The sequence below is a fragment of the Acinetobacter sedimenti genome (assembly GCF_022601685.1).
Classification (GTDB): domain Bacteria; phylum Pseudomonadota; class Gammaproteobacteria; order Pseudomonadales; family Moraxellaceae; genus Acinetobacter; species Acinetobacter sedimenti.
On the sequence record NZ_JAKUML010000010.1, the window covers coordinates 20,439 to 46,189 of the forward strand.

24 protein-coding genes are annotated in these 25,751 nt (G+C 41.6%); 11 read left to right on the forward strand and 13 right to left on the reverse strand.

Annotated features, from left to right (window positions below; all coding sequences use genetic code 11):
- Positions 1-16 precede the first annotated feature (16 nt).
- Both MKI79_RS07405 and MKI79_RS07410 read left to right on the forward strand, forming a co-directional pair.
- Positions 17-1,573: an acetyl-CoA C-acetyltransferase gene (locus MKI79_RS07405; protein WP_241571529.1), complete on the forward strand. Its 1,557-nt coding sequence runs from the start codon at positions 17-19 to the stop codon at positions 1,571-1,573.
- A gap of 161 nt (positions 1,574-1,734) precedes the next feature.
- Complete coding sequence (locus MKI79_RS07410; protein WP_241571530.1) at positions 1,735-2,463, forward strand: pseudouridine synthase; 729 nt, start codon at positions 1,735-1,737, stop codon at positions 2,461-2,463.
- 15 nt (positions 2,464-2,478) lie between these two features.
- On the opposite strand, the gene MKI79_RS07415 is transcribed toward MKI79_RS07410, so the two are convergent.
- From MKI79_RS07415 to MKI79_RS07445, 7 genes are all read right to left on the reverse strand, one after another.
- On the reverse strand, positions 2,479-2,919 hold the full coding sequence (locus MKI79_RS07415; protein WP_241571532.1) for a GNAT family N-acetyltransferase: 441 nt from the start codon (positions 2,917-2,919) through the stop codon (positions 2,479-2,481).
- Between the two features lie 135 nt (positions 2,920-3,054).
- On the reverse strand, positions 3,055-3,342 hold the full coding sequence (locus MKI79_RS07420) for a type II toxin-antitoxin system RelB/DinJ family antitoxin (RefSeq protein WP_241571537.1): 288 nt from the start codon (positions 3,340-3,342) through the stop codon (positions 3,055-3,057).
- A gap of 256 nt (positions 3,343-3,598) precedes the next feature.
- On the reverse strand, positions 3,599-4,303 hold the full coding sequence (ispD, locus tag MKI79_RS07425) for a 2-C-methyl-D-erythritol 4-phosphate cytidylyltransferase (RefSeq protein WP_407651596.1): 705 nt from the start codon (positions 4,301-4,303) through the stop codon (positions 3,599-3,601).
- Positions 4,304-4,340: 37 nt separating this feature from the next.
- On the reverse strand, positions 4,341-4,706 hold the full coding sequence (locus MKI79_RS07430; RefSeq protein WP_241571543.1) for a septum formation initiator family protein: 366 nt from the start codon (positions 4,704-4,706) through the stop codon (positions 4,341-4,343).
- A 23-nt stretch (positions 4,707-4,729) separates the two neighbouring features.
- Positions 4,730-6,019 (reverse strand): phosphopyruvate hydratase, encoded by a 1,290-nt coding sequence (gene eno / locus MKI79_RS07435; RefSeq protein ID WP_241571545.1) that lies wholly within the window; start codon positions 6,017-6,019, stop codon positions 4,730-4,732.
- A gap of 65 nt (positions 6,020-6,084) precedes the next feature.
- Positions 6,085-6,942, reverse strand: a complete 858-nt coding sequence (kdsA, locus tag MKI79_RS07440; protein ID WP_241571548.1) for a 3-deoxy-8-phosphooctulonate synthase — start codon at positions 6,940-6,942, stop codon at positions 6,085-6,087.
- A gap of 50 nt (positions 6,943-6,992) precedes the next feature.
- The gene (locus MKI79_RS07445; protein ID WP_241571550.1) at positions 6,993-8,633 is read right to left on the reverse strand and encodes a CTP synthase; all 1,641 of its coding nucleotides are present in this window, start codon (positions 8,631-8,633) and stop codon (positions 6,993-6,995) included.
- Positions 8,634-8,869: 236 nt separating this feature from the next.
- Here MKI79_RS07445 and MKI79_RS07450 point away from each other — a divergent pair, with 236 nt between their 5' ends.
- Positions 8,870-9,322, forward strand: coding sequence for a hypothetical protein (locus tag MKI79_RS07450; RefSeq protein WP_241571552.1), 453 nt, complete (start codon positions 8,870-8,872; stop codon positions 9,320-9,322).
- 75 nt (positions 9,323-9,397) lie between these two features.
- Here MKI79_RS07450 and MKI79_RS07455 read toward each other — a convergent pair whose 3' ends face one another.
- Positions 9,398-9,937 (reverse strand): hypothetical protein, encoded by a 540-nt coding sequence (locus MKI79_RS07455; RefSeq protein ID WP_241571554.1) that lies wholly within the window; start codon positions 9,935-9,937, stop codon positions 9,398-9,400.
- A gap of 136 nt (positions 9,938-10,073) precedes the next feature.
- Between MKI79_RS07455 and MKI79_RS07460 the strand changes: the two genes are divergently transcribed.
- Both MKI79_RS07460 and MKI79_RS07465 read left to right on the forward strand, forming a co-directional pair.
- Positions 10,074-10,853 carry an AzlC family ABC transporter permease gene (locus MKI79_RS07460; protein ID WP_241571556.1) on the forward strand — a complete coding sequence of 260 codons (780 nt, stop codon included), beginning with the start codon at positions 10,074-10,076 and terminating at the stop codon, positions 10,851-10,853.
- Complete coding sequence (locus tag MKI79_RS07465) at positions 10,843-11,184, forward strand: AzlD domain-containing protein (protein WP_241571559.1); 342 nt, start codon at positions 10,843-10,845, stop codon at positions 11,182-11,184. Before MKI79_RS07460 ends, MKI79_RS07465 begins: the two co-directional genes overlap by 11 nt.
- A gap of 91 nt (positions 11,185-11,275) precedes the next feature.
- Here the strand turns inward: MKI79_RS07465 and MKI79_RS07470 are convergent, their stop codons facing one another.
- The 4 genes from MKI79_RS07470 to prfA form a co-directional block, all read right to left on the reverse strand.
- Positions 11,276-12,319: an NAD(P)H-dependent flavin oxidoreductase gene (locus MKI79_RS07470; protein ID WP_241571560.1), complete on the reverse strand. Its 1,044-nt coding sequence runs from the start codon at positions 12,317-12,319 to the stop codon at positions 11,276-11,278.
- A 214-nt stretch (positions 12,320-12,533) separates the two neighbouring features.
- Positions 12,534-13,700, reverse strand: a complete 1,167-nt coding sequence (locus MKI79_RS07475) for an MFS transporter (protein WP_241571562.1) — start codon at positions 13,698-13,700, stop codon at positions 12,534-12,536.
- Complete coding sequence (prmC, locus tag MKI79_RS07480; RefSeq protein ID WP_241571565.1) at positions 13,700-14,527, reverse strand: peptide chain release factor N(5)-glutamine methyltransferase; 828 nt, start codon at positions 14,525-14,527, stop codon at positions 13,700-13,702. The genes MKI79_RS07475 and prmC overlap by 1 nt, the downstream gene beginning before the upstream one ends.
- Before the next feature lie 42 nt (positions 14,528-14,569).
- Positions 14,570-15,658, reverse strand: a complete 1,089-nt coding sequence (gene prfA / locus MKI79_RS07485) for a peptide chain release factor 1 (protein WP_241571568.1) — start codon at positions 15,656-15,658, stop codon at positions 14,570-14,572.
- Between the two features lie 427 nt (positions 15,659-16,085).
- Between prfA and MKI79_RS07490 the strand changes: the two genes are divergently transcribed.
- Both MKI79_RS07490 and MKI79_RS07495 read left to right on the forward strand, forming a co-directional pair.
- Complete coding sequence (locus MKI79_RS07490; protein ID WP_241571571.1) at positions 16,086-16,532, forward strand: glycine zipper domain-containing protein; 447 nt, start codon at positions 16,086-16,088, stop codon at positions 16,530-16,532.
- A 177-nt stretch (positions 16,533-16,709) separates the two neighbouring features.
- Positions 16,710-17,753, forward strand: a complete 1,044-nt coding sequence (locus MKI79_RS07495) for an LLM class flavin-dependent oxidoreductase (protein ID WP_241571574.1) — start codon at positions 16,710-16,712, stop codon at positions 17,751-17,753.
- Positions 17,754-17,856: 103 nt separating this feature from the next.
- Here MKI79_RS07495 and ppsR read toward each other — a convergent pair whose 3' ends face one another.
- Complete coding sequence (gene ppsR, locus MKI79_RS07500) at positions 17,857-18,678, reverse strand: posphoenolpyruvate synthetase regulatory kinase/phosphorylase PpsR (protein WP_407651597.1); 822 nt, start codon at positions 18,676-18,678, stop codon at positions 17,857-17,859.
- Positions 18,679-19,027: 349 nt separating this feature from the next.
- Here ppsR and ppsA point away from each other — a divergent pair, with 349 nt between their 5' ends.
- From ppsA to cyoB, 4 genes are all read left to right on the forward strand, one after another.
- Positions 19,028-21,403 (forward strand): phosphoenolpyruvate synthase, encoded by a 2,376-nt coding sequence (gene ppsA / locus MKI79_RS07505; RefSeq protein ID WP_241571581.1) that lies wholly within the window; start codon positions 19,028-19,030, stop codon positions 21,401-21,403.
- A gap of 111 nt (positions 21,404-21,514) precedes the next feature.
- Entirely contained in the window at positions 21,515-22,282 is a 768-nt protein-coding gene (locus MKI79_RS07510) for an RDD family protein (RefSeq protein ID WP_241571583.1), read from the forward strand.
- Between the two features lie 364 nt (positions 22,283-22,646).
- On the forward strand, positions 22,647-23,747 hold the full coding sequence (cyoA, locus tag MKI79_RS07515) for a ubiquinol oxidase subunit II (protein WP_241571587.1): 1,101 nt from the start codon (positions 22,647-22,649) through the stop codon (positions 23,745-23,747).
- Positions 23,748-23,749: 2 nt separating this feature from the next.
- Positions 23,750-25,750 carry a cytochrome o ubiquinol oxidase subunit I gene (cyoB, locus tag MKI79_RS07520; RefSeq protein ID WP_241571589.1) on the forward strand — a complete coding sequence of 667 codons (2,001 nt, stop codon included), beginning with the start codon at positions 23,750-23,752 and terminating at the stop codon, positions 25,748-25,750.
- Position 25,751: the final 1 nt, after the last annotated feature.

Below are 25,751 nucleotides of genomic sequence, written 5' to 3' on the forward strand. Positions count from 1 at the left end.
CACTTGGGAAACCACGATGAGCAAAACACCTCAAGATCCATCGAAAGTGACATCAACCGATTCGTCTTCACTGTCAGAAACATCAACCCAGTCGAAAGATACAGCTAAAACCACAGCGACAAAAAGTACAACTCGTCGCCGTACAAGCACATCGACTGCTACTCCAGCTAAAACTGCAACGCCTCGCAAAGCAGCGACTGCAACTAAAACTGAGAGCCAATCAGCGACAAAATCACCGAGTACACGTACTCGAAAATCCACAACCTCAACCCCTGTAAAAAAGGAACAATCTATGAGCCAAAATACAGTTCGCCGTGTTGCCATCATTGGCGGTAACCGTATTCCATTTGCACGTTCAAATGGTGCTTATTTTACTGCTTCAAACATCGACATGTTTACTGCTGCATTAAATGGCTTGATCACTCGCTACAACCTACAAGGTCAACGTCTTGGTGAAGTTGTTTCTGGCGCAGTATTAAAGCATAGCCGTGATTTCAACATGACTCGTGAAAGTGTTCTAAACACTGAACTTGCTCCTGAAACTCCTGCGTATGACATTCAACAAGCATGTGCCACTGGCTTGCAAGCTGCTTTCTTAGTTGCAAACAAAATTGCGCTTGGTCAAATCGAAGTCGGTATCGCAGGCGGTGTGGACACAACTTCTGATGCTCCGATCGCTCTTGGTGATGGTGTACGTAAAGTATTACTTGAGCTCAACATCGCAAAAACTGGTAAAGATCGTCTAAAAGCATTGTCAAAACTCAATGTTAAAGATTTGATGGATGCACCGAAAAATGGCGAGCCACGTACTGGTATGTCAATGGGTGATCACCAAGCAATCACTGCGCTTGAGTGGAATATTGCACGTGAAGATCAAGACGAGCTTGCTGCATCTTCTCACCAAAAAATGGCAAAAGCCTACGAAGAAGGTTTCTTCAATGACTTAATCACACCTTTCATGGGTCTTGAGCGTGACAACAACCTACGTCCAGATTCTACTGCTGAAAAATTGGCAAAATTAAAGCCAGCTTTCGGTAAAGGTGAAAATGCAACCATGACAGCGGGTAACTCTACGCCACTTACTGACGGTGCATCTTGTGTGCTACTTGCTTCTGAAGAATGGGCGAAAGCAAACGGTCATGAAGTCCTTGCTTACTTAACATTTTCTGAAACTGCTGCGGTTGACTTCGTTGGCAAAAAAGAAGGTTTGTTGATGGCTCCTGCTTATGCAATGCCACGTATGCTTGAGCGTGCTGGTTTGACTCTACAAGATTTTGATTTCTATGAAATTCATGAAGCATTTGCATCACAAGTATTGTCTACACTGAAAGCTTGGGAAGATCCAACTTTCTGTAAAGAGCGTCTTGGTCTAGACAAGCCACTTGGTTCTATTGATCGTAGCAAATTGAACGTCAAAGGCTCATCACTTGCAGCGGGTCACCCATTTGCGGCAACTGGTGGTCGTATCTTGGCTTCTGCTGCAAAACTACTCAATGAAAAAGGTTCAGGTCGTGCATTGATCTCTATCTGTGCAGCAGGTGGACAAGGCGTCGTTGCGATCGTTGAGAAGTAATTTCGACAAATCACATCATTTAAATTGCTAATTTAGCGATTTAACAGAAACCATCATTTCACAAGAATTGGTGGTTTTTTTAATGCAAAATAAAATTGTTAAACTACAAATGACAGATCAATTCTTTTATACTTAAACTTTCTTTATTGATTATTTTCCCTGTGCAACTCGATAAACTACTGCAATCTCAAGGCTTTGGCACACGTAAACAATGTCAAATTTTGATTCATCGTGGACACGTCAGCATAAACAATGATGTCGTTCATGATCATAAATTTCGTTGCAACACACCAAATTTTCAATTTTCAGTACACGGTGAAAAATTTAGCTATCGAGAAAAAGTCTATATTGCACTGAATAAACCGCAAGGCTATGAATGTTCACACAGAACACAACATCACCACAGTGTATTTGAACTACTACCCGACCATCTGATTGAGCGTAATGTTCAAAGCATTGGACGGCTGGATCAAGACACAACTGGTTTGCTTCTACTGACCGACGATGGTCAATATCTACATCAGCTCACGCATCCCAAGAAACACGTTTTAAAATATTATCAAATCCACACGACTGAAGCGCTGAGTACAGATGTAATTAAGCAACTTCAAAACGGCGTAGAACTACGCAATGAACAAGGTCTTTTTCAAGCCTTAAATTTTGAAAAAATCGGTGAAAGACATTACCGATTTGCGATTTCTCAAGGTGTTTATCATCAGGTGAAACGGATGATCGTAGCGGTTGGCAATCATGTGGACGCATTGCATCGTGATCAAATTGCCGAATTAAAATTGGAACAATTGTCCATACAATCAGGCGAATGGTGCTATTTGAGTGAATCAGAATATCAATCTGCAACGGTTCGAGCAATTTCAGAAAATAACACCTAAGGGAATCAATTAGATTTAGATAAAGCAGTGATACGACTCGAACTCATGATCTTTAACAAAACCAAGCTTTTCATACAAACGACGAGCTTCAACATGGTCCACTTCAGTCTGTAAGCTAATACGTTTTACTTGTTGTTGGCGTGCAAACAAAATTGCCGTATCAATCAACTGGTGTGCCGCACCTTGACGACGATAGCTTGGCGTAACATAGGTATCATCTAAAATATAATATTCACGGCAATCCGCCGTAGAGAAGCCCACATACAACACAATAAAACCAGTAATTACGTCATCTTTTTGACTGACAAAAATCACCGTCTGTTGGTTTTTCATACGCTTGGTTAAAAAATCTTGCGTCTGTGCAAGATTCGAGCTCGTGCCATGAAACTGGCGATATTCATCAAACAATACAGTTAATAAAAGCAAATCTGCTTCTGTGGCACGACGTACAATCATAATTTTTATTCCACTAATTTTAAAACCAAAAATTAAAAACGACTAAAATTCCTTTGTGTCAGGTCTAGCATATACAAAAAAATCACCCCAAAAAGTGTCGTTTAGTTATTAAAATGCAACAAGATTTTAGCAATATTATTTTTTGTCAGAATTTAGAATTTGATCTAACTCTGTAAAGATATCGTGATGATTTTCTTCATTTTCAGCAACTGTGGCAGACTTATCACTCACAGGTGTGTGCAATAAAGACGGTTGAATGCTTTTGCTCTCAATCTGAAATGGAATAGATTGTGTCAGTACAACCTGACGAAAAAACATTCGAATTGCTTGCGCAGGTGTCAAGCCAAGCTGGCGGAATACAGCAAATGCCAGTTTTTTTTCATCGCTATCTAAGCGAATTTGATAAACCTCAGTCTTTGCCATGACGTGAATCCCTAATAATCTCCAGTAATTGTATTCCTTTACCTTACTTCTTCGCTTTAAATCATCATTCTTTTGTGATGACAAAAGTCTTGCAATTTAAATTATCTTTTATTTGCGTCATTACAAAGTAATGTGGAATACATGACTTTTGAAGTCTAGCAAAAATAAAATCATTATGGAATCAAAAAAATAACAAAATACTACTAAAGGTGCATTCATTCTGAAATAATCACCTCATTGTCATTACAAAAATAAGTTAGTTTGAATGCGATGAAAACTGTTGCAAAATGAGCGTAGCGAAGTCTAAATCATCAGGATAAGTGATTTTAATATTATCACTACGCCCTTCTAAAAGTTTGACTGGGACATTTAAGTGTTCTAATGCGCTTGCTTCGTCAGTTACTAACAAATGATTTTGAATCGCATGTAGTAATGCTTGATAGAGCACACCATATTTAATGATCTGTGGTGTCTGTGCTTGCCACAATGCGCTACGATCTATAGTCGCTTCAATCTCTTGGTTTGCTTTTGATTTTTTTAAAGTATCTCGTACTGGCACAGCAATAATCGCTGCGTCTTGACCTGTTTCACAAAAATCAGCAATCGCTTGAATCTGGCTTTGATGTAAACAAGGACGTGCTGCATCATGTACAAGCACATAATCATCTTTATCCGCAAAATTTTGCAAATGCTGTAATGAAGAAAACACTGAATCCATGCGCTCTTTGCCACCGATACAAAACTGTACAGGGTGCGCAAATTGAATCTGCTTGGCATAGGTATCATTTACACTGATCGCAATCACACAATTTTCAAGTGGAAGTTTATACAAAGCATTGACGCTATGCTCAAGCACAGTCTGCCCTGCGATCTTTAGATATTGTTTTAACTCGGTTTTGGAAAAGCGTTGACCTGAACCCGCTGCTGGAATTACGCCCCACAGTTTTGGTTTTTGATGAATATTATTTCGTGAATTGAGCTGTTGAACAAGCTCGGAATTATTCTGATTCATTGGTTTGCCGTTCTAAGGCAGTTTCTTCACGATCATTCAAATAGATCGGCTGATATGCACCACTAATCATACTCATTTGTACGAAAGTTTCATGTGGTTTCACCAAACCAAGATCTAAACGCGCATGTTCCTCAATCGCTTCATAACCATTTTTCAGGTCGTACACTTCCGCTGCGAGAATGCGATTTCGTTCAGACAATTCCTGATTGGTTTCGATCTGCGTGGTCATGTCATTGATGAGTTTCTCATGCATGAAATAACCACTTTCACCAAACCAATAGGCGTATTGCAGACTTGCGACAATAAGTATCGCAAGTCCGATGATGATTCGACCTGTTGCCGTAGCGAACATATTCAAAGTGCCTGACTATAAAATTAGTTTAAGCCTTTGAATTCAGCCTTACCACGGTACGGCGCTTTGATCAATTCTTCAATACGAAGCAATTGATTGTATTTCGCCACACGGTCAGAACGGCATAGTGAACCAGTTTTGATTTGACCCGCTGCTGTACCTACTGCAAGATCAGCAATGGTTGAATCTTCAGTTTCACCTGAACGATGTGAAATCACCGTGGTATAACCATTTGCTTTTGCAAGATAGATTGCATCAAGTGTTTCAGTCAAGGTACCAATTTGGTTGTATTTGATGAGGATTGAGTTACCAACTTTTTCATCAATACCACGTTGTAAGATTTTTGGATTAGTTACGAACAAGTCATCACCGACCAATTGAATCTTATCACCCAAGATTGACGTCAAATACGCCCAACCTTCCCAATCAGACTCATCCAAACCATCTTCGATCGAAATAATTGGATATTGATTGACAAGCCCTGCAAGATAATCTGCAAATTGATTGCTAGTAAATGCTTTATTGCCTTCGCCTGCAAGCACATATTGACCATTTTTGTAGAATTCAGACGATGCACAGTCCAAAGCCAACATGATATCAGAACCTGCTTTATAGCCTGTAGTTTCAATCGCTTGAAGAATCACAGTGATTGCTTCTTCGTTTGAGCGTAAGTTTGGCGCAAAACCGCCCTCATCGCCAACAGCCGTATTCAAACCTTGCTTTTTCAATACAAATTTCAGTGCATGGAAAATCTCCGCACCTGCACGTAAGCTTTCTGAGAATGAGGTAAAGCCAACAGGTTCAATCATAAATTCTTGAATATCAACGGTATTGTCTGCATGTGCACCGCCGTTGAGGATATTCATCATCGGCACTGGCATGGTCAATGATGTTTGACCACGCAGATTGGCGATATATTGAAATAATGGAGTTTTTTGTTCGGTCGCCGCAGCATGCGCTGCAGCAAGTGATACTGCCAAAGTCGCATTCGCACCAAGTTTTGCTTTGTTTTCAGTTGCATCTAAAGCAATCATCTTGTCATCAAGTGACTTTTGCTCAAAGACATTTTGACCAAGAAGCAACTCACGAATATCACTATTCACGTTTTGTACTGCTTGGCGTACGCCTTTACCCAAATAACGTGCTTTATCGCCGTCACGAAGCTCTAATGCTTCACGTGAACCTGTAGATGCACCACTTGGCGCACAGGCACGTCCAACTACACCAGACTCAAGAATCACATCAGCCTCAATGGTTGGATTACCACGTGAGTCCAAGATTTCACGGGCACGAATGTCAGCGATTTGGCTCATTTATTTTTCCTCAATCGTTGTTCAATTTATAAAAACACACACCAAAAAACTCATTAAAGTCTTACTTAGTGTGTATCCAGTTGTTTAAAACCTTTAACCAATGTATCTAACTCTTTCAACTGTGCCAAAAATGGTTCAAGTTGAGAAAGAAGTAATGCACATGGTCCATCACATTTTGCTTTATTCGGATCAGGATGCGCTTCTAAGAACAGCCCTGCAAGTCCAGTTGCCATGCCCGCACGAGCAAGCGTGGTGATTTGCGCACGACGACCACCCGCTGAGTCTTCACGACCACCCGGAGTTTGCAAAGCATGTGTCACATCAAAGAATACAGGCACATCCATCGCTTTCATGGTATCAAAGCCAAGCATATCCACCACAAGGTTGTTATAGCCGAATGCAGAACCACGCTCACACAGAATCAGCTTATCATTACCCGCTTCTAAGCACTTATGCAGGATATGCCCCATCTCACGTGGTGAGAGGAATTGCGCTTTTTTGATGTTAATGATTGCATCGGTTTTCGCCATCGCTTCAACGAGATCAGTCTGACGACTTAAAAACGCAGGCAGTTGAATAATATCCGCAACTTCGGCAACAGGTGCAGCTTGGTATGGCTCATGTACATCGGTAATGATCGGCACGTTAAAGTGTTTTTTTATCTCACCGAGCCACTCAACACCTTTCTCCAAACCTGGCCCACGAAAAGAGTTTAAGCTTGAACGGTTTGCTTTATCAAAGCTTGCTTTAAAGACATAAGGAATTTCAAGACGCTTACAAATGTCGATATAAGTTTCAGCAATTTCAAACGCCAAGTCTTTCGACTCAAGTACATTCATGCCACCAAACAATACAAATGGCAAATGGTTCGCCATCTGAATGTCACCTAATTCAACGATTTGTTTTGCTTTAAGTTCTGTCATGAAATTTCCTTAAACTCTTTTCCTAATCTCGAATCAATTTGTGTAAAGCCTTACGCCTTTCCTTGAAACTGTTTTTTTGCTGCAGCGATAAATCCTGCAAATAATGGATGTCCATCTCGAGGTGAACTGGTAAATTCCGGGTGAAATTGTACCGCAATAAACCACGGATGATCAGAGATTTCCACTGTTTCGACCAAGTGTTGCACCGCAGAATAACCCGAAATCTTCATACCTACTTTTTCAAGATCATCAATATAACGGTTATTCATCTCATAGCGATGGCGGTGACGCTCACTGATTTCCGCAAGTCCATAGGTATCACGAATCTTAGTCCCTTCAACCAACTCAGACGTTTGCGTACCAAGACGCATGGTTCCGCCGAGATTCGATTCATTATTACGTTGTTGCAATTCGCCACGTTCATCTAACCACTCTGTGATTAGGCCAATCAATGGTTGTTTGGTATTACGGTTAAATTCTGTTGAAGTTGCTTCAGGCATACCTGCAACATTACGAGCAAACTCAATCACCGCAAGTTGCATACCCAAGCAAATACCAAGATACGGTACTTTATTTTCACGAGCGAAACGAATCGCTTTCATCTTGCCCTCTGTGCCACGCTCACCAAAACCGCCTGGTACAAGGATTGCATCGGCATCACATAAGGTTTCATTAACATCAAGTGTTTCAAGTTGCTCAGCATCAACATAGTCGATTTGCACCTTCACACGGTTACGAATGCCCGCATGCAATAAAGCTTCATTGACAGATTTATAGGCATCAGGAAGCTCAACGTATTTACCCACCATTGCTACACGCACAGTAAATTCAGGGTTGAATAAAGCCTCGCAGACTTGATCCCAATCAGTTAAATCAGCTTCTGGTAAATTGTCAAAACCAAAACGCTCACAGATGAGATCATCAACGTCTTGTTCATAGAAATTACGTGGGATTTCATAAATGGTTTTGGCATCTTTACAGACCACAACGGCTTCTGGACGAACATTGGTAAAGAGCGCAATTTTACGTCGAGTATCTGCATCCACATCATGCTCAGTACGGCAGATGAGAATATCAGGCTGAATACCGATCGAAAGTAATTCTTTAACCGAATGCTGTGTTGGTTTAGTTTTTAGCTCAGCCGCAGATTTGATATAAGGCAACAAGGTCAAATGCATCAGCATCGAATGCTTATGCCCAAGCTCTACCATCAGCTGACGCACAGACTCCATAAATGGTAAAGATTCGATATCACCGACTGTTCCGCCGATTTCAACGATCGCCACATCAAATCCATTACCTGCGGCAAGGACACGTGCTTTAATATTATCAGTAATGTGTGGAATGACTTGAACTGTACCACCAAGATAGTCACCACGACGCTCTTTGTTGAGTACGTCTTGATAAACACGACCACTGGTGAAGTTATTGAGTTTTGTCATTTTTGAGCGCTTGAGGAAACGCTCGTAATAGCCTAGATCGAGGTCAGTTTCTGCGCCATCTTCGGTAACAAAGACTTCGCCATGTTGGAATGGACTCATTGTACCTGGATCGACGTTGATGTACGGATCCATTTTGACCATCGTGACCTTAAGGCCACGCGCCTCTAATAGCGCAGCAACAGAAGCAGCAGAAATACCTTTCCCAAGTGATGAAACCACACCACCTGTGACAAAAATAAAATGAGTCATTCGAATTCTCGTACAATGGCACCGAAAAACGGCATACAATGTTTGGCGATTTTACTGTAAACCCCCCTCATAAAGCAAAACTAATCGCATCTTTTACGCAATAATTTTGTTGAAATGCCGATTAAAGCATCTACGTACCATAAAAGCACAATTCGAGTTATGAATTTTTACAATTTAAGTTTTTAGTTTGATATAATTCACTTAATTTTCTGTTTTGTGAAATGAAGAAAACGATTATGAAATCTACTTTTTTAAAATTGATCATGGTCAGTTCTATAAGTGCACTACTACTTACTGCGTGCATGAAAAAAGAAAAGCCTGAAGACGCTGAGCAAGAGCAAACCACTCAAACTGAAGTGCAAGAATCAGACTTTCAAGAACTGGACAATGGTCAAGAACAAGCTGAATACACCGATCTTGAAGAGATAGATGACAATTCAGGTACAGCTGAAATTACAGCAAGTGAAGAAGATGCTTATGTTGATCCAACACCTGCACCAAGCAGTGGTTCTGCAAGCTCAAATGGCTCTTCATCAAATAGCAACGGTTCGAGCAGTACATCATCTGCAAATAGTGCCAATACTGTGAGCGAAGATGTCGTCAATGATGAACATGCGTTATCAGGTGATGCCACTGAAGATGATGCTGTAGCAGCAGCGATGAAAGCAGCTCAACCTGCGCTTCAATAAAGATTAAATTCTTGCGTTAAAAAAGCTGACTTTAGGTCAGCTTTTTTATGCGCAACTTTCCTGTGATTGTTTAAATCAAATCGGCGCTTGGCTAATTTTCGGTGGTGTATTGCCATACTTCGGATTTTCAATCGCATCTTTGCAATATTGCTTATCACGCTCATAGTTCAGTTGCTTCTGCGCACGATCACTGCTCTGCTCTTGCACACTTCTCGCCCAAGCATCCAAGCTATTCAATGATTTACGGCAAAGTGCATACTTCCCTTCGGTCACTGAGTCTGTCATTTTGACTTCGATACGCCAACGCGTCGACAGCTCACGCAGTGGTTCTCGCACCATGCCATCAATATCAGGATTACTTTTCGCATTTTCAGCATAAATGAGTTGATCCAATTGATTAATCAAAATCCATGCTTCATTGGCAACAGCAGAAGCATCATTTGTTAATTTCTTTGCAGGTTTGATTTTTTGATTTGCATTTGCATGCTGTTCATTTTGACTGTCCGTACTCGGCGAAGTTGCACTTTGCTCACTCGTGTTGCTGTTTTGCGGATTGCCACATGCAACACCCAACACGCTCATCAGTACAACGGAACATTGAAGTTGAAATTTCATACGATGCCACCATAGCCTAATCAATTGACAGGCTCGCATATTAAAAAATTATATTAGAATACTCAACCGCTATTCCTACATTATCCTGAAGCGATAAGTATTTTGTGATTTCTGCGCTGTATGTATAAAGGTTTTTATGTCCAACACTCATATCGTTTCAAATCCAAGCACACACCGTCAGAGTACCTTTTTAGACGGTGCACGTGATGCCTTAGTCATTGTATTTACCTATTTGCCTGTGGCATTTGCATTTGGTGTGGCTGCGGTCGGCTTTGGTTTTAATTCGTGGGAAGCGCTATTCTTATCTTCAACCATTTATGCAGGAGCAAGTCAGTTTATTGTCATTGCACTTTTGGCATCTGGTAGCTCGATTTGGGTGGCGGCGATTACCGTGATTATTCTAGATCTGCGTCATGTGCTGTATGGCCCTGCGATGTATCAGCAATTCCCGTCCGCAGTGAAACCCACCTTGAGCATGAAAAAAACAGGATTTTGGGCTTGGGGCTTGACCGACGAAGTGTTTGCACGAGGTTTGATTGAACTCAGTCAGCGCAAGCAAAACTGGTCTGAGGCGTGGATGCTCGGATTAAGTTTTACCTCATGGGCATCTTGGGCATTTGGCTCATTTGTCGGTGCGATGTTTGCCGATCAGATACATCTAATGCCGATGTTTTTACAAGCCAGTTTTGACTTTTTATTGCCTGCATTATTTTTAAGCTTTTTATTGGCGGCATTTGAGAAGAAAAATTTACATATCATTATCAGCGCCTTGCTATTCAGTGCGCTTGGTTATTTATGGCTTGGATTATCTTTTGCGATTTTCTCAGGAATTATTGCGGGAATGGTCGTTGCATTAATCAAATACTATGGCATTGATAAAAACACATCTCAAGGAGCACAATCCCATGAGCATTGAAATTTTATTGATTGGTTTGTTGGTCGGCTTAGCTAACTTTTTTAACCGTTTTGTACCAATTTGGCTAGTACATAAAAAACAGCAACAGCAACAAAATAAAGGACGTGCATGGATTGGCGTGGCGATGGCAAGTATTGGTGTTAGTGCGATCTGTGCCATGTTCATGATTGCCACATTGCCACCGTTAATTGATCATCATGATCGGATTTTTGCCATGAGTTGTGGATTTTTGGCATTGATCATGATGTATGCGCTGAGTAAAAAGATTATTTTGGCGACCTTAACAGCGGCGCTGATTTATGGCGTATTGTTTACCTACGTGCATTTCTAACGACAAATTAAACAAACTTAGAAACAAACACCTATCAAAAAAATCAGCAACATATATTGATGCTGATTTCCTGCAATCTGAGCAAAACTTATTACAGTTCTTGCAATTCCTGCACCAATTTTTCTACCAACTCTTTGGCATCCAAACGGCGAATATTCGCCACATTACTGCCTGCCCAATATGCACCAAAACCTTGTTCATCTTGTTTTGATGCAACTGCATGCAGTTGTTTTGCCAAGTCATAAGTATATGGATAGCCCGCATGAGATGGACGATCAGGCAAATCAACAAACTGATGCCACGCATTGAGCAAACCACGTGCAGGGCGACCTGAAATATTATCGGTGATTTGGGTAATCGGCTGTTGAAAAAGCAATTCTCGATAGACGTCATTGGCAGCGGATTCTTTACATTGTACAAATGCTGTCCCTAGCTGTGCCGCACTGGCACCCAGCTCCAAATACAATCGAATATCTTCACCCGTCATGATACCACCCGCAGCCACGATCGGCAGATCAAAATACTGATTCAAAATAATCACCAAATCTAAAGTCGTCAGTCCCGCATCACAGCTTGGATTAAATGTGCCACGATGTCCGCCTGCTTCAACACCCTGCGCAATCAACACATCAATGCCTGCCTGCTGTGCCAAATAGGCTTCACTCAACTGAGTCACTGTCACCAGTGTAATGATGCCCTCTTGTTTTAAAGCAGAAATCTGCTCAGCAGTTGGTAAGCCAAAATGAAAACTCACTGCTTTCGGTTTTGTGTCTAACACAACTTTCAGCAAATCATCATTCGATACGAAACTTTGATAAATTTCATTGAGTTGTATTGGCACTTCTGCATCAAACTCATCAAAGTGTGGACGAATATAATTAATCCATTGTTGCGCTTTGTCTGCATCATAAGCAGTCGGTTGATGACAGAAAAAATTGACCTGAAAAGGTTGATCGGTCAATTGCTGGGTTTTGAGAATGGCTTGTTTTGCTGTTTCGGCATTACTTGCTCCTAAACCCAACGCACCTAAACCGCCTGCATTTGATACCGCTGCCGCAAGCTCAGGTGTAGACGTACCTGCCATCGGTGCAACAAATATAGGATGTGTAATTCCTAAGCGTTGTAATAAATCCATTTGACCACCCAGATCTCTTCATAAATGCCATTGTATCGTCAAAGAAATTTATTTCTAACGCAATGCAACCAATTAAGGTTAATGATGTAGCAGGATTAAAATTCAATGACTGTAGATACTTTTAGCATACCGCTTCTTTCAGCTTTATGTATTTTAATAATGAATATTCACTATTTATGGTGACTTGATTCACTGCAAACTTTAATGACAAGTTCTAAGCCATCTTATTATTTGGCAATGCTTTGATAAAAACTAGCCCAAATAAGCACATCAACCCTGCAATGATAAATATCCATTGCCCAGACAACACATCCCAATATTTTCCTGCAAGTAAACTACCGAGTGCCACACCTAGCCCCCACATGGTGCTATACAGCGCCTGCCCTCGTCCCTGTTGTCCTGCACTAAAGTGTTGCAAAATCATCCGCATGGCAATCAAATGAAATAAACCAAAACTAAAGGCATGAATCCATTGTGCAAAAAGCTGTATCCAAAAATGCTCAGCAAATACGCCGACAATGATCCAACGCATACTGGTCAAGACCAAACAGATAGCAACTAAACTGCGCCATGAAAATTGACGAAAAAACCATGTCGCATAAGCAAACATCACGATTTCTGCTACCACGCCCATTGACCATAACAGCCCTGTTTTCGTGGTGGAAAACTGATATTCATGCAGAAAATTACTATAAAAGCTATAAAACGGCGCATGAGAAAACAAAAGGAAAAATTCAATGAGAAAAAAACACGCCACCGCAGGACGTTTTAAGATCGGTAAAATCGGCTCAAGTTTGCGCTGTGCAGTCGGTGCTTGTTTTGGTTCAGCAATGCTAAACGAACACAGAAAAGCACAAGCGGAAATACACAATAATAGAATTGGTAGATTGGTAATTGGAATCCAATCCAAAATTGCACCAATCACAAACACGCCAACGATGAAGCCGATCGAGCCCCATTTACGGATTTTGCCATATAAAGTCTGATGTTGATCACCGAGCCAAAATAGCGTTACGCCCTCAAACTGCGCCAAGATTGCATTTTGAAAAAAGCTAAAAATCAGCATGATGATGGCGATGCTTTGAAATTTTTTATCAATAAAGAAAATGGTCAGCCAAATCACTGCTTCTACAAAAGTTGCAATGCGAATCCACAACATGCGCTTGCCCGTCAGATCGGCGAGCCATCCCCAAATAAATGGCGCAAAAAATCGAGTGATCACCGCAATGGTGCTGAGCAAACCAATTTCAAAATGACTAAACTGTTGGAATTCCAAATATAAATTCCAATACGGCATGAATGTGCCGACGATCGCATAGTAGAAAAAATAAAATGCAGACAGTCGTATACCGATCTTTTGCAAGTCGTTTGACTTTTGCATTAAACAAATTGCCCCAAACTCACCCGATCATTACTACCATAGTCCTGCACAGTACGGACATTTTTAAAGCCTTGTTGTTTTAATAAATCCTGTACAGCAGTCGCCTGATCATAGCCATGCTCAAGCACAATCCAGCCTTTTGGATTTAACCACTCTGGCGTTTCACGGATAATGAGCTCTAAATCTGATAAGCCTTTTTTCTCAGCGACCAAAGCACGTTGCGGTTCATATTCGAGCTTAGCCACATGCACATCATCAGGATCAATATACGGCGGATTCGAGACAATTAAGTCAAACTTATCTTTGTGCTGTCGCGTCATTAGCGCTTTATACCACGAGCCGAGCGCAAAATTAACATTATTTAAACCGTGTTTCTCTGCATTAAACTTTGCCACGTCAAGACTTGGTGCATAAATATCTGTTGCTGTGATTTTCCATAGTGGCTTTTCCGAGGCAAGTGCCAGTGCAATTGCGCCTGTACCTGTCCCCAAATCCAGCACATTAGCCACTTTCGGTAAGTCCAACGCCAATACCGTTTCGACCACAATCTCGGTATCAGGACGTGGCACCAATGTGTCCGATGTGACTTTTAAATCCAGCGTCCAAAACGGCTGTGAGCCGATGATATAGGCAAGCGGTTCATTTTTTGCTAAGCGCATCAAACCATCGAGATAGTGCTGTTCTTGCTCCGCTGATAAGTCTTGCATCATATTCATTTTCAGATGCAATGGGCTGAGTTTAAGAATATGCTCAAGTAGCCATGTCGCTTCTTGGCGTTCATAGCTATCCACTTGCCCACGCAGATTTAAGGCTTGTGCAATATTCATCACATGACCTGAATTTTTGAAATAATGAATTTTTTATAAAGGTTAGGCATCATTCTCTTGCGCCAACATCGCCAATTGATCAGCTTGATATTCACGATGCAGATTGTCCAAGATTTCGGTCAAATCGCCCTCCATGATCGCATCGAGCTTATATAAAGTCAGATTGATACGATGGTCGGTCATACGACCTTGCGGATAGTTATAGGTGCGAATCCGTTCAGAACGATCACCCGAACCCACCAAATCACGACGCATTTCTGAAGTCGCTGCATCAGCGGCCGCACGCTTGGCATTTTCAAGACGTGACGCAAGCAGTGTCATCGCTTTGGCTTTGTTCTTATGCTGTGAACGCTCATCCTGACATTCTACCACCGTACCTGTTGGAATATGGGTGATACGCACCGCAGAATCAGTTTTGTTAATGTGCTGACCACCAGCACCTGATGCACGGTAAGTATCAATACGCAAATCCGCAGGGTTAATATCGACCGACGTATCCACATCCACTTCAGGTAAAATCGCCACGGTACATGCCGAAGTATGCACACGCCCTTGCGACTCGGTTGCAGGCACACGTTGTACACGATGCGCACCACTTTCAAACTTTAAGCGACCATAGACGCCATCACCATCGACACGACAAATAACTTCTTTATAACCGCCATGTTCGCCTTCATTTTCAGAGAGGATTTCAATACGCCAACCTTGTGTTTCGGCATATTTACTATACATACGGAATAGATCACCTGAGAAAATCGCCGCTTCATCACCACCCGTTCCTGCACGAATTTCAAGGAATGCAGCATTGGCATCATTCGGATCTTTGGGAATCATTAAGATGTTGAGCTGACTTTCAAGGTCGTCGATCAAGGCTTTATTTTCTTTGATTTCCTCTTGTGCCATTTCTTTGAAATCTGGCTCGGATAGCATTTCTTCAGCAGTCACAATATCCGCTTCGGCTTGAGTATATTGTTGCCAAACAGCGGTGATCTCTTGTAGTTCACTATGTTCACGAGAGAGTTTGCGGAATTTATTGTTATCCGAAATAACTTCTACATCTGCCAATAAGGCATTTAACTCTTCATAACGATCGACCAACTGATCCAAACGTAAACGTAGCGACTCTTTCATACAATAACTTTCTCTTTGTCCTAGATTCTATTTCTAGGTTTTACTTCAACGAATGTGTTTCAAATTTGGTGCATCAAAATTATTTCAAGACCATGAATAGAAATCATGAATAAAAATCATTAAAGATGTGAAATTGATCAATGCAATGTGGCGCATAGTTTACCGACAAATCAAGCTAAATCCTATCGACAACATCAACTTTTAGACAATGTGATCGTCTTGGCATTTCAAATTCAGAATAGGGAGGAATTACGGCGAAAGTTACAGAAGATACGTCTTTCGCTACCTTTGAGTTACGCAAAGTATGTGTTTGCGCTACAGATCTCCATTTTTTTCGCCCTATCCTTTGCTAAATTTATTTCCATCAAAACATTTTGACATACTTTGTCAAAAAGACTTAAAAATAGAAGCTTATAAGGAGAGCACAATGAAACATTATGCATATATCTTAACTGGAGTTTTAGCGAGTTCGATCATTGCAACACCTGCGATGGCGGATAGTACGACACGTGTGGCAGCAGCGAGTGCACTTGGTAGCGTCGTTGGTAATGTCATCGGTAAACAAGTCGGTGGATCAAATGGTGCAGATTTAGGTGCTGCAATCGGTGGTGCAGGTGGTGCTGCAGCGGCAAGTAGCAAATCAAGCCGGACTGAATCGGCAATTGGTGGCGGTTTAGGCTCTTATGCAGGCTCTGCACTGGGTAAAAACTATGGTTCAAATGGTCAAATCATCGGAGCAGCTCTCGGTGCAGCAGGTGGCGCAGCTCTTGGTAATAAAATCAGCGATGATAAAGACGCTGAAAAACGTAAGTATAACAACTCACGTAAATACAAACGCAGCCAATGGAAACGTTCACGTCATTACCATGACTAATAGCTAAATACGTTCAAGAAAGCACCTTCGGGTGCTTTTTTGTTGCCTGAGAAAGGATATTCAAAAATTAAAAATCAGCTTATTTATAACCTTATGAGAAATTTAAAAGGTAAAAATTGATTTTATCCGAAGCAACCTCATATTAACATGACATGATTTTTAAAATGAGGTGGCTTTGTGTCCACAGCCGATACAGCGTTCAATGAAAACGCATCATCCAATCTGAAAGATGTAAAATTCTCCATTTTAGAACTTGCACCGATTCGTGATGATGGTACCGCTAAAGATGCTTTAGAAAATGCAAAACGACTTGCACAACATGCCGAAAAGCTTGGCTATCATCGTCTTTGGGTTGCCGAGCATCACAATATGAAAGGTATCGCCAGCTCTGCGACCAGTGTGTTGCTTGGTTATCTTGCGGCGAACACTTCAACACTGCGATTAGGTTCGGGTGGCATTATGTTGCCCAATCATGCCCCTCTTGTGGTTGCTGAGCAATTCGGTACTTTAGCGACACTCTACCCTGATCGGATTGATCTCGGATTAGGTCGTGCACCGGGTACAGATCAGATCACAATGCGAGCTTTGCGTCGTGGACGTTTTGAAACTGAGGAGCAATTCCCGCAAGATGTAAGTGAAATTTTAACTTATTTCGATGATGCCAAAGCAGGACAGCAAATCATTGCCGTTCCAGGGCAAGGCTCAAAAGTCCCTGTGTATTTGTTAGGTTCTAGCCTATTTAGCGCACAGCTTGCTGCACGACTCGGTTTACCTTATGCTTTTGCCTCACACTTTGCGCCACGGATGATGATGCAAGCCATCGCTTTATATCGTGAAAACTTCCAAGCCTCGGCTTATTTGGATAAACCTTATGTGATAATTGGTGTGCCAAGTCTTGTTGCAGAGAGTGATGAAGAAGCAAAATATCTTGCCACGACCAATTATCAGCGCATCCTTGCACTATTTCGTGGTCAACCAACCAATCTTGTGCCACCTGTAGCGTCGATGGATGGTTTATGGTCAGAAGTAGAAAAACGTGGCGTCGAAGGTTTCTTTGGTGTTGAGCAGACTGGCTCTAAAGAAACCGTGAAACACGGCTTAGAGGAATTACTACAGCGTACTCAGGCGGATGAATTCATCTTCACTTGTGATGTGTATGATCCTGAAAAACGGCTCAAAAGCTTTGAATTATTGAAACAAATTCAAGGTGAATCTCAATAATTTAGATTGAAAAACGCCAAGTTGCTTATGAACTTGGCGTTTTATTATTTGCTTTTTGATATTTCCGTTTCGAAAAAATCAATTTTTCAAATTAAAGAAAATCCTAACCAATCCGACGCTTTAAACCTGTCGTTTGCAAAATTCGTGTCGAAATTTCTTCGATCGACATTTCCGATACATTTAAATATGGAATACCTTCTGAAATATAAATCCCTTCGATTGCTCGAAGCTCCATCTGACATTGACTAAAGCTCGCATAACGACTATTGGCTTTGCGTTCGGTACGTATCGCCACTAATCGCTCCGCATCAATCATCAAACCAAAGAGCTTGCTTTTATGTGGTTTAAGTACCGCAGGCAGACGATTGTCATCCAAATCATCTTCAGTGAGCGGATAGTTCGCCACTCGAATACCGAACTGTAATGACAAATAAATCGACGTTGGCGTTTTCCCCGAACGAGATACACCGATCAAAATCAAATCCGCCTGATCATAATGTCGTGTGCGTGCGCCATCATCATTGTCAAGTGCAAAATGCACTGCATCGATACGCCCTTTATAAGACTCCGAGTCCGTCACCGCATGGGTCTGACCAACTAGTGTTGTCGCTTTGGTTTCCAGTTCAGTTTCAAGTTTACTGATAATGCCTTCGAACACGTCCAAATTAATCGCATTTGCAGTGTTGATAATATCTCGCAGATCAGGATCAACTAAAGTATCAAACACAATCGGCAAACTGCCATCACGCTCAGCGATACTGTTGATTTTCATCACCACATTCATGGCGCTTTCTTCACTATCAATATACGGCATGATGTGCGTATCAAACTCAACATTGGGAAATTGTGCTAAGAGTGAATGCCCTAAGGTTTCAGCGGTAATCGCTGTTCCATCAGATATAAAGAACACACTTCGATTAATCATATTGTCATTAGGTATGTTACTTTCTGACATGTTTTTTTCACCTTTAACATTTGTTTTCACAGCACATAATCTTTATAGTAATCGGATGTTGATCTCCTGTCGCCTATTATTGCTATATTCGCTGATAAAACGTGAAAACTGTGAAAAATAGTAAAAAATAATATGCCACTAGGGGTGGAAATTTGAATCATTGGTACGCATATCACAACTTTGATTTACGAATAGATTGACGACATCGATTTATGAAATACGTTTTCGAGATTTTTTGATTTAGACTTGAATGTAGACGTTCGAAAGAAATTTTCGAATCAGTTAAATTTTTAATGAAGCACACAGTGGAGTAACGATTTTGGAAGCACGCGTTATTGGTCTGGAAAAATTAGGCAAGCATGATGTAGATAAAGTAGGCGGAAAAAATGCCTCTTTAGGTGAAATGATTAGTCACCTCTCTAATGCTGGAGTTTCAGTCCCAGGAGGATTTGCCACAACTGCTGAAGCATATCGTGAATTCCTTGATAAAAGCGGTCTAAAAGAAAAAATCTCCAATGAACTCAAAAAGCTGAATGTTGATGACATTACAGCCCTTACTGAAACTGGTGCAAAAATCCGCCAATGGATCATCGATTCTCCGCTGACACCTGAACTTGAGCAAGAAGTTCGTAGTGCTTTTGAAAGCATGTCGAATGGCAATCCTGAGATTGCTGTTGCTGTGCGCTCTTCTGCCACAGCAGAAGATTTGCCTGATGCTTCATTCGCAGGTCAACAAGAAACTTTCCTGAATATTCGTGGTATCGACAATATCCTCGTAGCAATCAAAGAAGTCTTTGCTTCACTGTATAATGATCGTGCGATTGCTTACCGTGTCCATCAAGGCTTTGAGCATGACATCGTTGCGCTCTCTGCAGGTGTACAACGTATGGTGCGCTCTGAAACTGGGGCAGCTGGTGTGATGTTTACCCTTGATACCGAATCAGGCTTCCGTGATGTGGTGTTTATCACTGCAGCCTATGGTTTGGGTGAAATGGTGGTACAAGGTGCGGTGAACCCTGACGAATTTTATCTGTCTAAACCATTATTAAATAATAGTAAACATGCTGTACTGCGTCGTAATCTCGGCTCTAAACATAAGAAAATGATCTATAGCGCAGATGCTGCCGCAGGTCGTTCTGTAGAGATCGTTGATGTTGATAAAGCGGATCGTCAACAATTTGCTCTCAATGATCACGAACTGACCGAACTTGCAAAACAAGCGCTCATCATTGAAAAGCACTACGGTGCGCCAATGGATATCGAATGGGCAAAAGACGGCGATGATGAGCAAATCTATATCGTCCAAGCACGTCCAGAAACCGTCAAAAGCCGTCAAAATGTCGGCACGATGGAACGCTACTTACTCAAGCAAAAAGGTACCGTTCTTTGCGAAGGTCGTTCGATCGGTCAACGTATTGGTTCAGGTAAAGTACGTGTGGTGAACTCGATCAAAGAGATGGACAAAGTTGAAACTGGCGACGTGCTTGTTTCAGACATGACTGACCCAGATTGGGAACCAGTGATGAAGCGTGCGGCTGCGATCGTCACCAATCGTGGTGGTCGTACTTGCCACGCTGCAATTATTGCACGTGAGCTTGGTGTCCCTGCGATCGTCGGCACAGGCAATGCCACAGAGATTTTGTCTGATGGTCAAGAAGTCACTGTATCTTGTGCAGAGGGTGATACAGGCTTTATTTATGAAGGTGCTTTGGACTTCGAAGTACAACGTAATTCAATTTCTTCAATGCCACCACTACCATTTAAAATCATGATGAACGTTGGAAACCCTGACCGTGCATTTGACTTTGCGCAAATTCCAAACGAAGGGATTGGCTTGGCACGTCTTGAGTTCATCATCAACCGTATGATCGGCGTACATCCAAAAGCATTATTAAATATCGACAGTCTACCTCGTGAAACGCGTGCTGCGGTTGCAACACGTACCGCAGGTTATACTTCTCCAGTCGATTTCTATGTGGAGAAATTGGTTGAGGGAATTACCACTCTTGCAGCGGCATTTGCTGATAAGCCAGTGATCGTACGTATGTCAGATTTCAAATCGAATGAATATGCAAACTTGATCGGTGGTAAGCTCTACGAGCCTGAAGAAGAAAATCCAATGCTTGGCTTCCGTGGCGCAAGTCGTTATGTATCTGATAACTTCCGTGACTGTTTCGAGCTTGAATGTCGTGCCTTGAAAAAAGCACGTGATGAAATGGGTCTGACCAATATTCAAATCATGATTCCATTTGTACGCACTGTAAACGAAGCAAAGCGTGTGATTGAACTCCTTGGTGCAAATGGTTTAAAACGTGGTGAAAATGGCTTAAAAGTCATCATGATGTGTGAATTGCCAACCAATGCGCTTTTGGCTGATCAATTCCTCGAACACTTTGACGGCTTCTCGATTGGTTCAAACGATTTAACTCAATTAACACTTGGTCTTGATCGTGACTCAGGTATTGTTTCGCACCTCTTTGATGAGCGTGACGAAGCAGTGAAAACATTGCTTTCTATGGCGATCAATGCGTGTCGTAAAGCAGGAAAATATGTCGGGATTTGTGGTCAAGGACCTTCCGACCACCCTGACCTAGCTTTTTGGTTGATGGAACAAGGCATTGACTCAGTGTCATTAAACCCTGACTCAGTGCTCGATACATGGTTCTACCTGTCAGACAACCAAAACAAAAAGTAAACGACATTATGTGATAAAATGTTCGTATTATGACAATGGAAAAGACCCGTTTGTGGGTCTTTTTTATGACACTTTCTTGGAAAATTTGGCGTTTATTTGAGGTTGTACATTTTGGATATTTATTTAGCTCGAAATAATGAACAAGCAGGCCCATATACTTTGGCGCAAGTTCATCAAATGATTGAAAGCCAACAAGTCGTTACAACAGATTTGATTTGGTTCAAAGGCATGTCTGAATGGAAAACCATTGGCGAAGTCAAACAAAGTGGTCAACTTCCGCCTGCTGTAGATGAGGCAAATAATAGCGACTCAAAATGGGCAACGCCTGCATCTACTACACAGCAATATGACTGGAAAAATAACATTCAGTTTAATAAAAATGAAAACACCGATGGTGGCTTAGCACCATTTTCAAAACGTATTTTTGCCAAAATTATTGATTTGTTGTTATGGCTTCCTGCATTTTTATTTTTAACTGCATTTATGTCACCTGCGCAACATGCAGAGCTTGCCAAGCTTCAAGCACAAGGTATGTTGCCAACGCCTGAAACTCAAGAAGCGCTCTTTAGCCTTATTCCACAGATTGGTTGGATTGGCATGGGCATGTATCTCATTTTGATGTTGACTGCACAAGCCGTTTTACTGACACGTAGCGGTCAAAGTATCGGTAAAAAAATCATGAAAATACAAATCGTAGATGCCGAAAGCAAAGAAACTGTAGGCTTCGGACGAGTATTTGTGATGCGTAGTGCATTGTTTATTATTTTGAATGTATTGTTTATGCCATTTAGCACCATTATCGACCTTGCATTTTCTGCAACGAAAAAGCGTCAAACCTTGCATGACAAAGTTGCAAAAACCATTGTCATTGAAAAATAATTCAATATATGAATGACTCGCTATTCATTTATTTTATAGTGAACCTTTAGCCACAAAATAAACCATTTTGTGGCTATATTTTAATCAAAGATATACAAAAAATATTTATTCTTCAAAGAATTATTAAAAATTTGTGCCTTTTGGTTTTAAACCATTATTTTTTTCATGGAATTAATTGTGTTTTATCAGAGTTTTGTTATAGCTTCGTGTCGATGAATCAGGCATAATGCCCTATAAAGTAGCGGTGCCACATGTTTGGCTAGAAAATAGCCTATTTGCTAATCAAATATCTAATCAATCATGCAGCACTCAAATCGCTATCCCATATTTTTTTGAAAATGGGTCTCTTCACCGAGGTTGTATTATGAGACAAACGACTATAACAGTATTGTCTTTATTGGTCGCAGCGATTGCCCTAACAGGCTGTGGCGGCGATATGGTACTTCTGAATTCAGCAGGTCCTGTTGCTGAAGGTCAATCAAACTTAATGATGACAGCCATCTATGTGATGTTGCTTGTTGTTGTGCCGTCGATTTTGATGGCATTATGGTTTGGTTGGAAGTATCGTGAATCTAATAAAGATGCTGACTATCAACCACATTGGGCGCATTCAACGGCAATTGAGATCGTTGTTTGGGGTGTTCCAATTATCATTATTGCTTATCTAGCATATCTCACTTGGTGGGGTTCGCATGAATACGATCCTTACAAGCCACGTGCGACATCTCCTGATCAAGAAATGACGATTCAAGTCATTGCTGAACAGTTCAAATGGGTATTTATTTATCCTGAACAAAATATTGCAACAGTCAATGAAGTTCGTTTCCCTGAAAATCAAGAGATTGCGTTTCGCGTCACGTCGAACTTCACGATGAATTCTTTCTTCATTCCGAAGCTTGCAGGTCAGATTTATGCGATGGCGGGTATGCAAACCCAGTTGCATTTGAGTGCAACTGAAACTGGTGTGTATCGCGGATTCTCATCCAACTATAGTGGTTATGGCTTCTCCCAAATGCGCTTCCTTGTACACAGTGTGACTGCACCTGAGTTTGAACAATGGGTTCAAGCGATTAAGAGTGGTCAAGGCAATGCTGTTGTTGTTGATGACAAAGGCACGACTGCTGTTCAAAAAGGTCTACTTGACCAAGCAGAATTCAAATCACTTCGTGATGGTAACCGTGCTCAATTCCAAATTGATGCAATGGTGAAAACAGCACGTACAGAAGCTGAGAAAAAAGCGGCTGCAATTGCACAAGCGGAAGGTCCTTACCCTCATCACCCTCACCCAGTGACTTATTACTCATCGGTTGAAGCAGGTCTTTTTGACTCTGTGATTAATCATTACATGAGTAATTACCACGGTGATGACCATCACGCTGGACATGCAGTTGACACACATTCAGCTCCAAGTCATCAGCCTGAAGCTGTAGCGCATGACACCGCTACACCTGTCACAGGAGAATAATGATGTCTACACTTTTATTAGGCAAATTAGGCCCTGAAGCAATTCCACATGATCCAATCGTATTGGTGACTGCTGCAATTATGTTTTTAGGTGCATTCGCGCTATTAGGTGCGATTACCTACTTCAAACTATGGGGCTACTTGTGGAAAGAATGGTTTACCACTGTTGACCATAAGAAAATTGGTATCATGTACTTCCTCTTGGCAGGAATCATGTTAGTCCGTGGTTTTGCCGATGCGATCATGATGCGTCTGCAACTGTTCCTCGCAGGACCAGGTGGCGAAGGCTATCTGCACCCCGAGCACTACGATCAGATCTTTACAGCCCACGGCGTAATTATGATCTTCTTCGTAGCGATGGGTCTAGTTGTTGGTATGTTTAACATCACTGTACCACTTCAAATCGGTGCGCGTGACGTTGCATTCCCACTGCTCAACTCTTTGAGCTTCTGGTTATTCGCTGGTGCGGTTGGCTTAATGATGGCTTCATTGGTCATCGGTGAGTTTGCTGCGACAGGTTGGATGGCTTATCCACCACTTTCAAATATTGAGTACAGCCCAGGTGTGGGTGTGGACTACTATATTTGGGCACTACAGCTTTCAGGTTTAGGTTCATTGTTATCAGGTGTCAACTTCTTCGTGACCATCATCAAGATGCGTGCACCGGGTATGAAGTTGATGGATATGCCTGTATCAACTTGGACGACCTTGTGTACAAGTGCTTTGATCATTGCAACTTTCCCTGTATTGACAGCAACTTTGGCAATGTTAACACTTGATCGTTACTTCGGTTTCCACTTCTTCACCAATGAGCTTGGCGGTAGCCCAATGCTTTATGTGAACTTGATTTGGACTTGGGGTCACCCAGAAGTATACATCTTGGTGCTGCCTGCATTTGGTCTATATTCTGAGATTGTTGCAACGTTTAGCCGTAAGACGATATTCGGTTACAAGTCTATGGTGTATGCAACGATCGCAATTACCATATTGTCTTTAATCGTTTGGTTACACCACTTCTTCACCATGGGTGCAGGTGCAAATGTCAATGCCTTCTTCGGTATTATGACAATGATCATCGCGATCCCTACTGGGGTGAAAATGTTCTCGTGGTTATTCACCATGTATCGCGGTAAGATTACTTTCGCCTCTCCGATGTACTGGACGCTTGGCTTCCTCGTAACATTTGGTATCGGTGGTTTGACTGGCGTATTGATGGCGATTCCACCTGCTGACTTCCTTGTCCACAACTCATTGTTCTTGATTGCGCATTTCCATAACGTGATCATCGGTGGTGTGGTATTTGGTATGTTCGCTGGTATTACATTCTACTGGCCAAAAATGTTTGGTTGGAAAATGAATGAATTCTGGGGCAAAGCAGCCTTCTGGTTTTGGTTCTTCGGTTTCTATTTTGCTTTCATGCCACTTTATATCCTTGGTTTCATGGGTATGACTCGTCGTCTAAATACATATGACAATCCAGAATGGACACCTTATCTCAACGTCGCAATGGTCGGTGCAATCTTGGTTGCTATTGGTATTGGATGTTTGCTTCTTTCTGTATTTGTTGGTTTCTTAAAACGCAAAGAAACTATCGACTATACAGGCGACGCATGGAATGGTGCTGGTCGTACTTATGAATGGTCTACCTCTTCGCCTGCACCGTTTTATAACTTTGCAACTGACTTAGATGGTGCTGGTATTGATCGCTTCTGGTCTGATAAAGAAAACGGTATCGCTTACCAACGTCCAGCGAAATATGAAGACATTCATATGCCGACAAATCGTGCAGCTGGTTTTGTGATTGCAATCGTATTGACAGTCATGGGCTTTGCATTGATCTGGCATATTTGGTGGTTAGCGCTAGTTACTTTTGTAATTGCGATCATCAGCTTCATTCGTAGTTCATTTACTAAAGAAGTGGATTACTACGTCCCTGCTGCCGAAGTAGAACGTATCGAAAACGAACGTTATGCTTTGTTAGATAAACATTTGAAGAAGGACTAAG

Excerpts from the sequence above, each read along its gene's own strand:
- MKI79_RS07490 (WP_241571571.1), top strand. The coding sequence starts at position 16,086 with ATGAAACATTATGCATATATCTTAACTGGAGTTTTAGCGAGTTCGATC.
- MKI79_RS07470 (WP_241571560.1), bottom strand. The coding sequence starts at position 12,319 with ATGGATTTATTACAACGCTTAGGAATTACACATCCTATATTTGTTGCA.
- prmC (WP_241571565.1), bottom strand. The coding sequence starts at position 14,527 with ATGAATATTGCACAAGCCTTAAATCTGCGTGGGCAAGTGGATAGCTAT.
- MKI79_RS07405 (WP_241571529.1), top strand. The coding sequence starts at position 17 with ATGAGCAAAACACCTCAAGATCCATCGAAAGTGACATCAACCGATTCG.
- MKI79_RS07420 (WP_241571537.1), bottom strand. The coding sequence starts at position 3,342 with ATGGCAAAGACTGAGGTTTATCAAATTCGCTTAGATAGCGATGAAAAA.
- MKI79_RS07415 (WP_241571532.1), bottom strand. The coding sequence starts at position 2,919 with ATGATTGTACGTCGTGCCACAGAAGCAGATTTGCTTTTATTAACTGTA.
- MKI79_RS07430 (WP_241571543.1), bottom strand. The coding sequence starts at position 4,706 with ATGTTCGCTACGGCAACAGGTCGAATCATCATCGGACTTGCGATACTT.
- MKI79_RS07450 (WP_241571552.1), top strand. The coding sequence starts at position 8,870 with ATGAAATCTACTTTTTTAAAATTGATCATGGTCAGTTCTATAAGTGCA.
- MKI79_RS07465 (WP_241571559.1), top strand. The coding sequence starts at position 10,843 with ATGAGCATTGAAATTTTATTGATTGGTTTGTTGGTCGGCTTAGCTAAC.
- kdsA (WP_241571548.1), bottom strand. The coding sequence starts at position 6,942 with ATGACAGAACTTAAAGCAAAACAAATCGTTGAATTAGGTGACATTCAG.
- MKI79_RS07455 (WP_241571554.1), bottom strand. The coding sequence starts at position 9,937 with ATGAAATTTCAACTTCAATGTTCCGTTGTACTGATGAGCGTGTTGGGT.
- eno (WP_241571545.1), bottom strand. The coding sequence starts at position 6,019 with ATGAGCCAAATCGCTGACATTCGTGCCCGTGAAATCTTGGACTCACGT.
- prfA (WP_241571568.1), bottom strand. The coding sequence starts at position 15,658 with ATGAAAGAGTCGCTACGTTTACGTTTGGATCAGTTGGTCGATCGTTAT.
- MKI79_RS07445 (WP_241571550.1), bottom strand. The coding sequence starts at position 8,633 with ATGACTCATTTTATTTTTGTCACAGGTGGTGTGGTTTCATCACTTGGG.
- cyoB (WP_241571589.1), top strand. The coding sequence starts at position 23,750 with ATGTCTACACTTTTATTAGGCAAATTAGGCCCTGAAGCAATTCCACAT.
- MKI79_RS07475 (WP_241571562.1), bottom strand. The coding sequence starts at position 13,700 with ATGCAAAAGTCAAACGACTTGCAAAAGATCGGTATACGACTGTCTGCA.
- MKI79_RS07460 (WP_241571556.1), top strand. The coding sequence starts at position 10,074 with ATGTCCAACACTCATATCGTTTCAAATCCAAGCACACACCGTCAGAGT.
- cyoA (WP_241571587.1), top strand. The coding sequence starts at position 22,647 with ATGAGACAAACGACTATAACAGTATTGTCTTTATTGGTCGCAGCGATT.
- ppsR (WP_407651597.1), bottom strand. The coding sequence starts at position 18,678 with ATGATTAATCGAAGTGTGTTCTTTATATCTGATGGAACAGCGATTACC.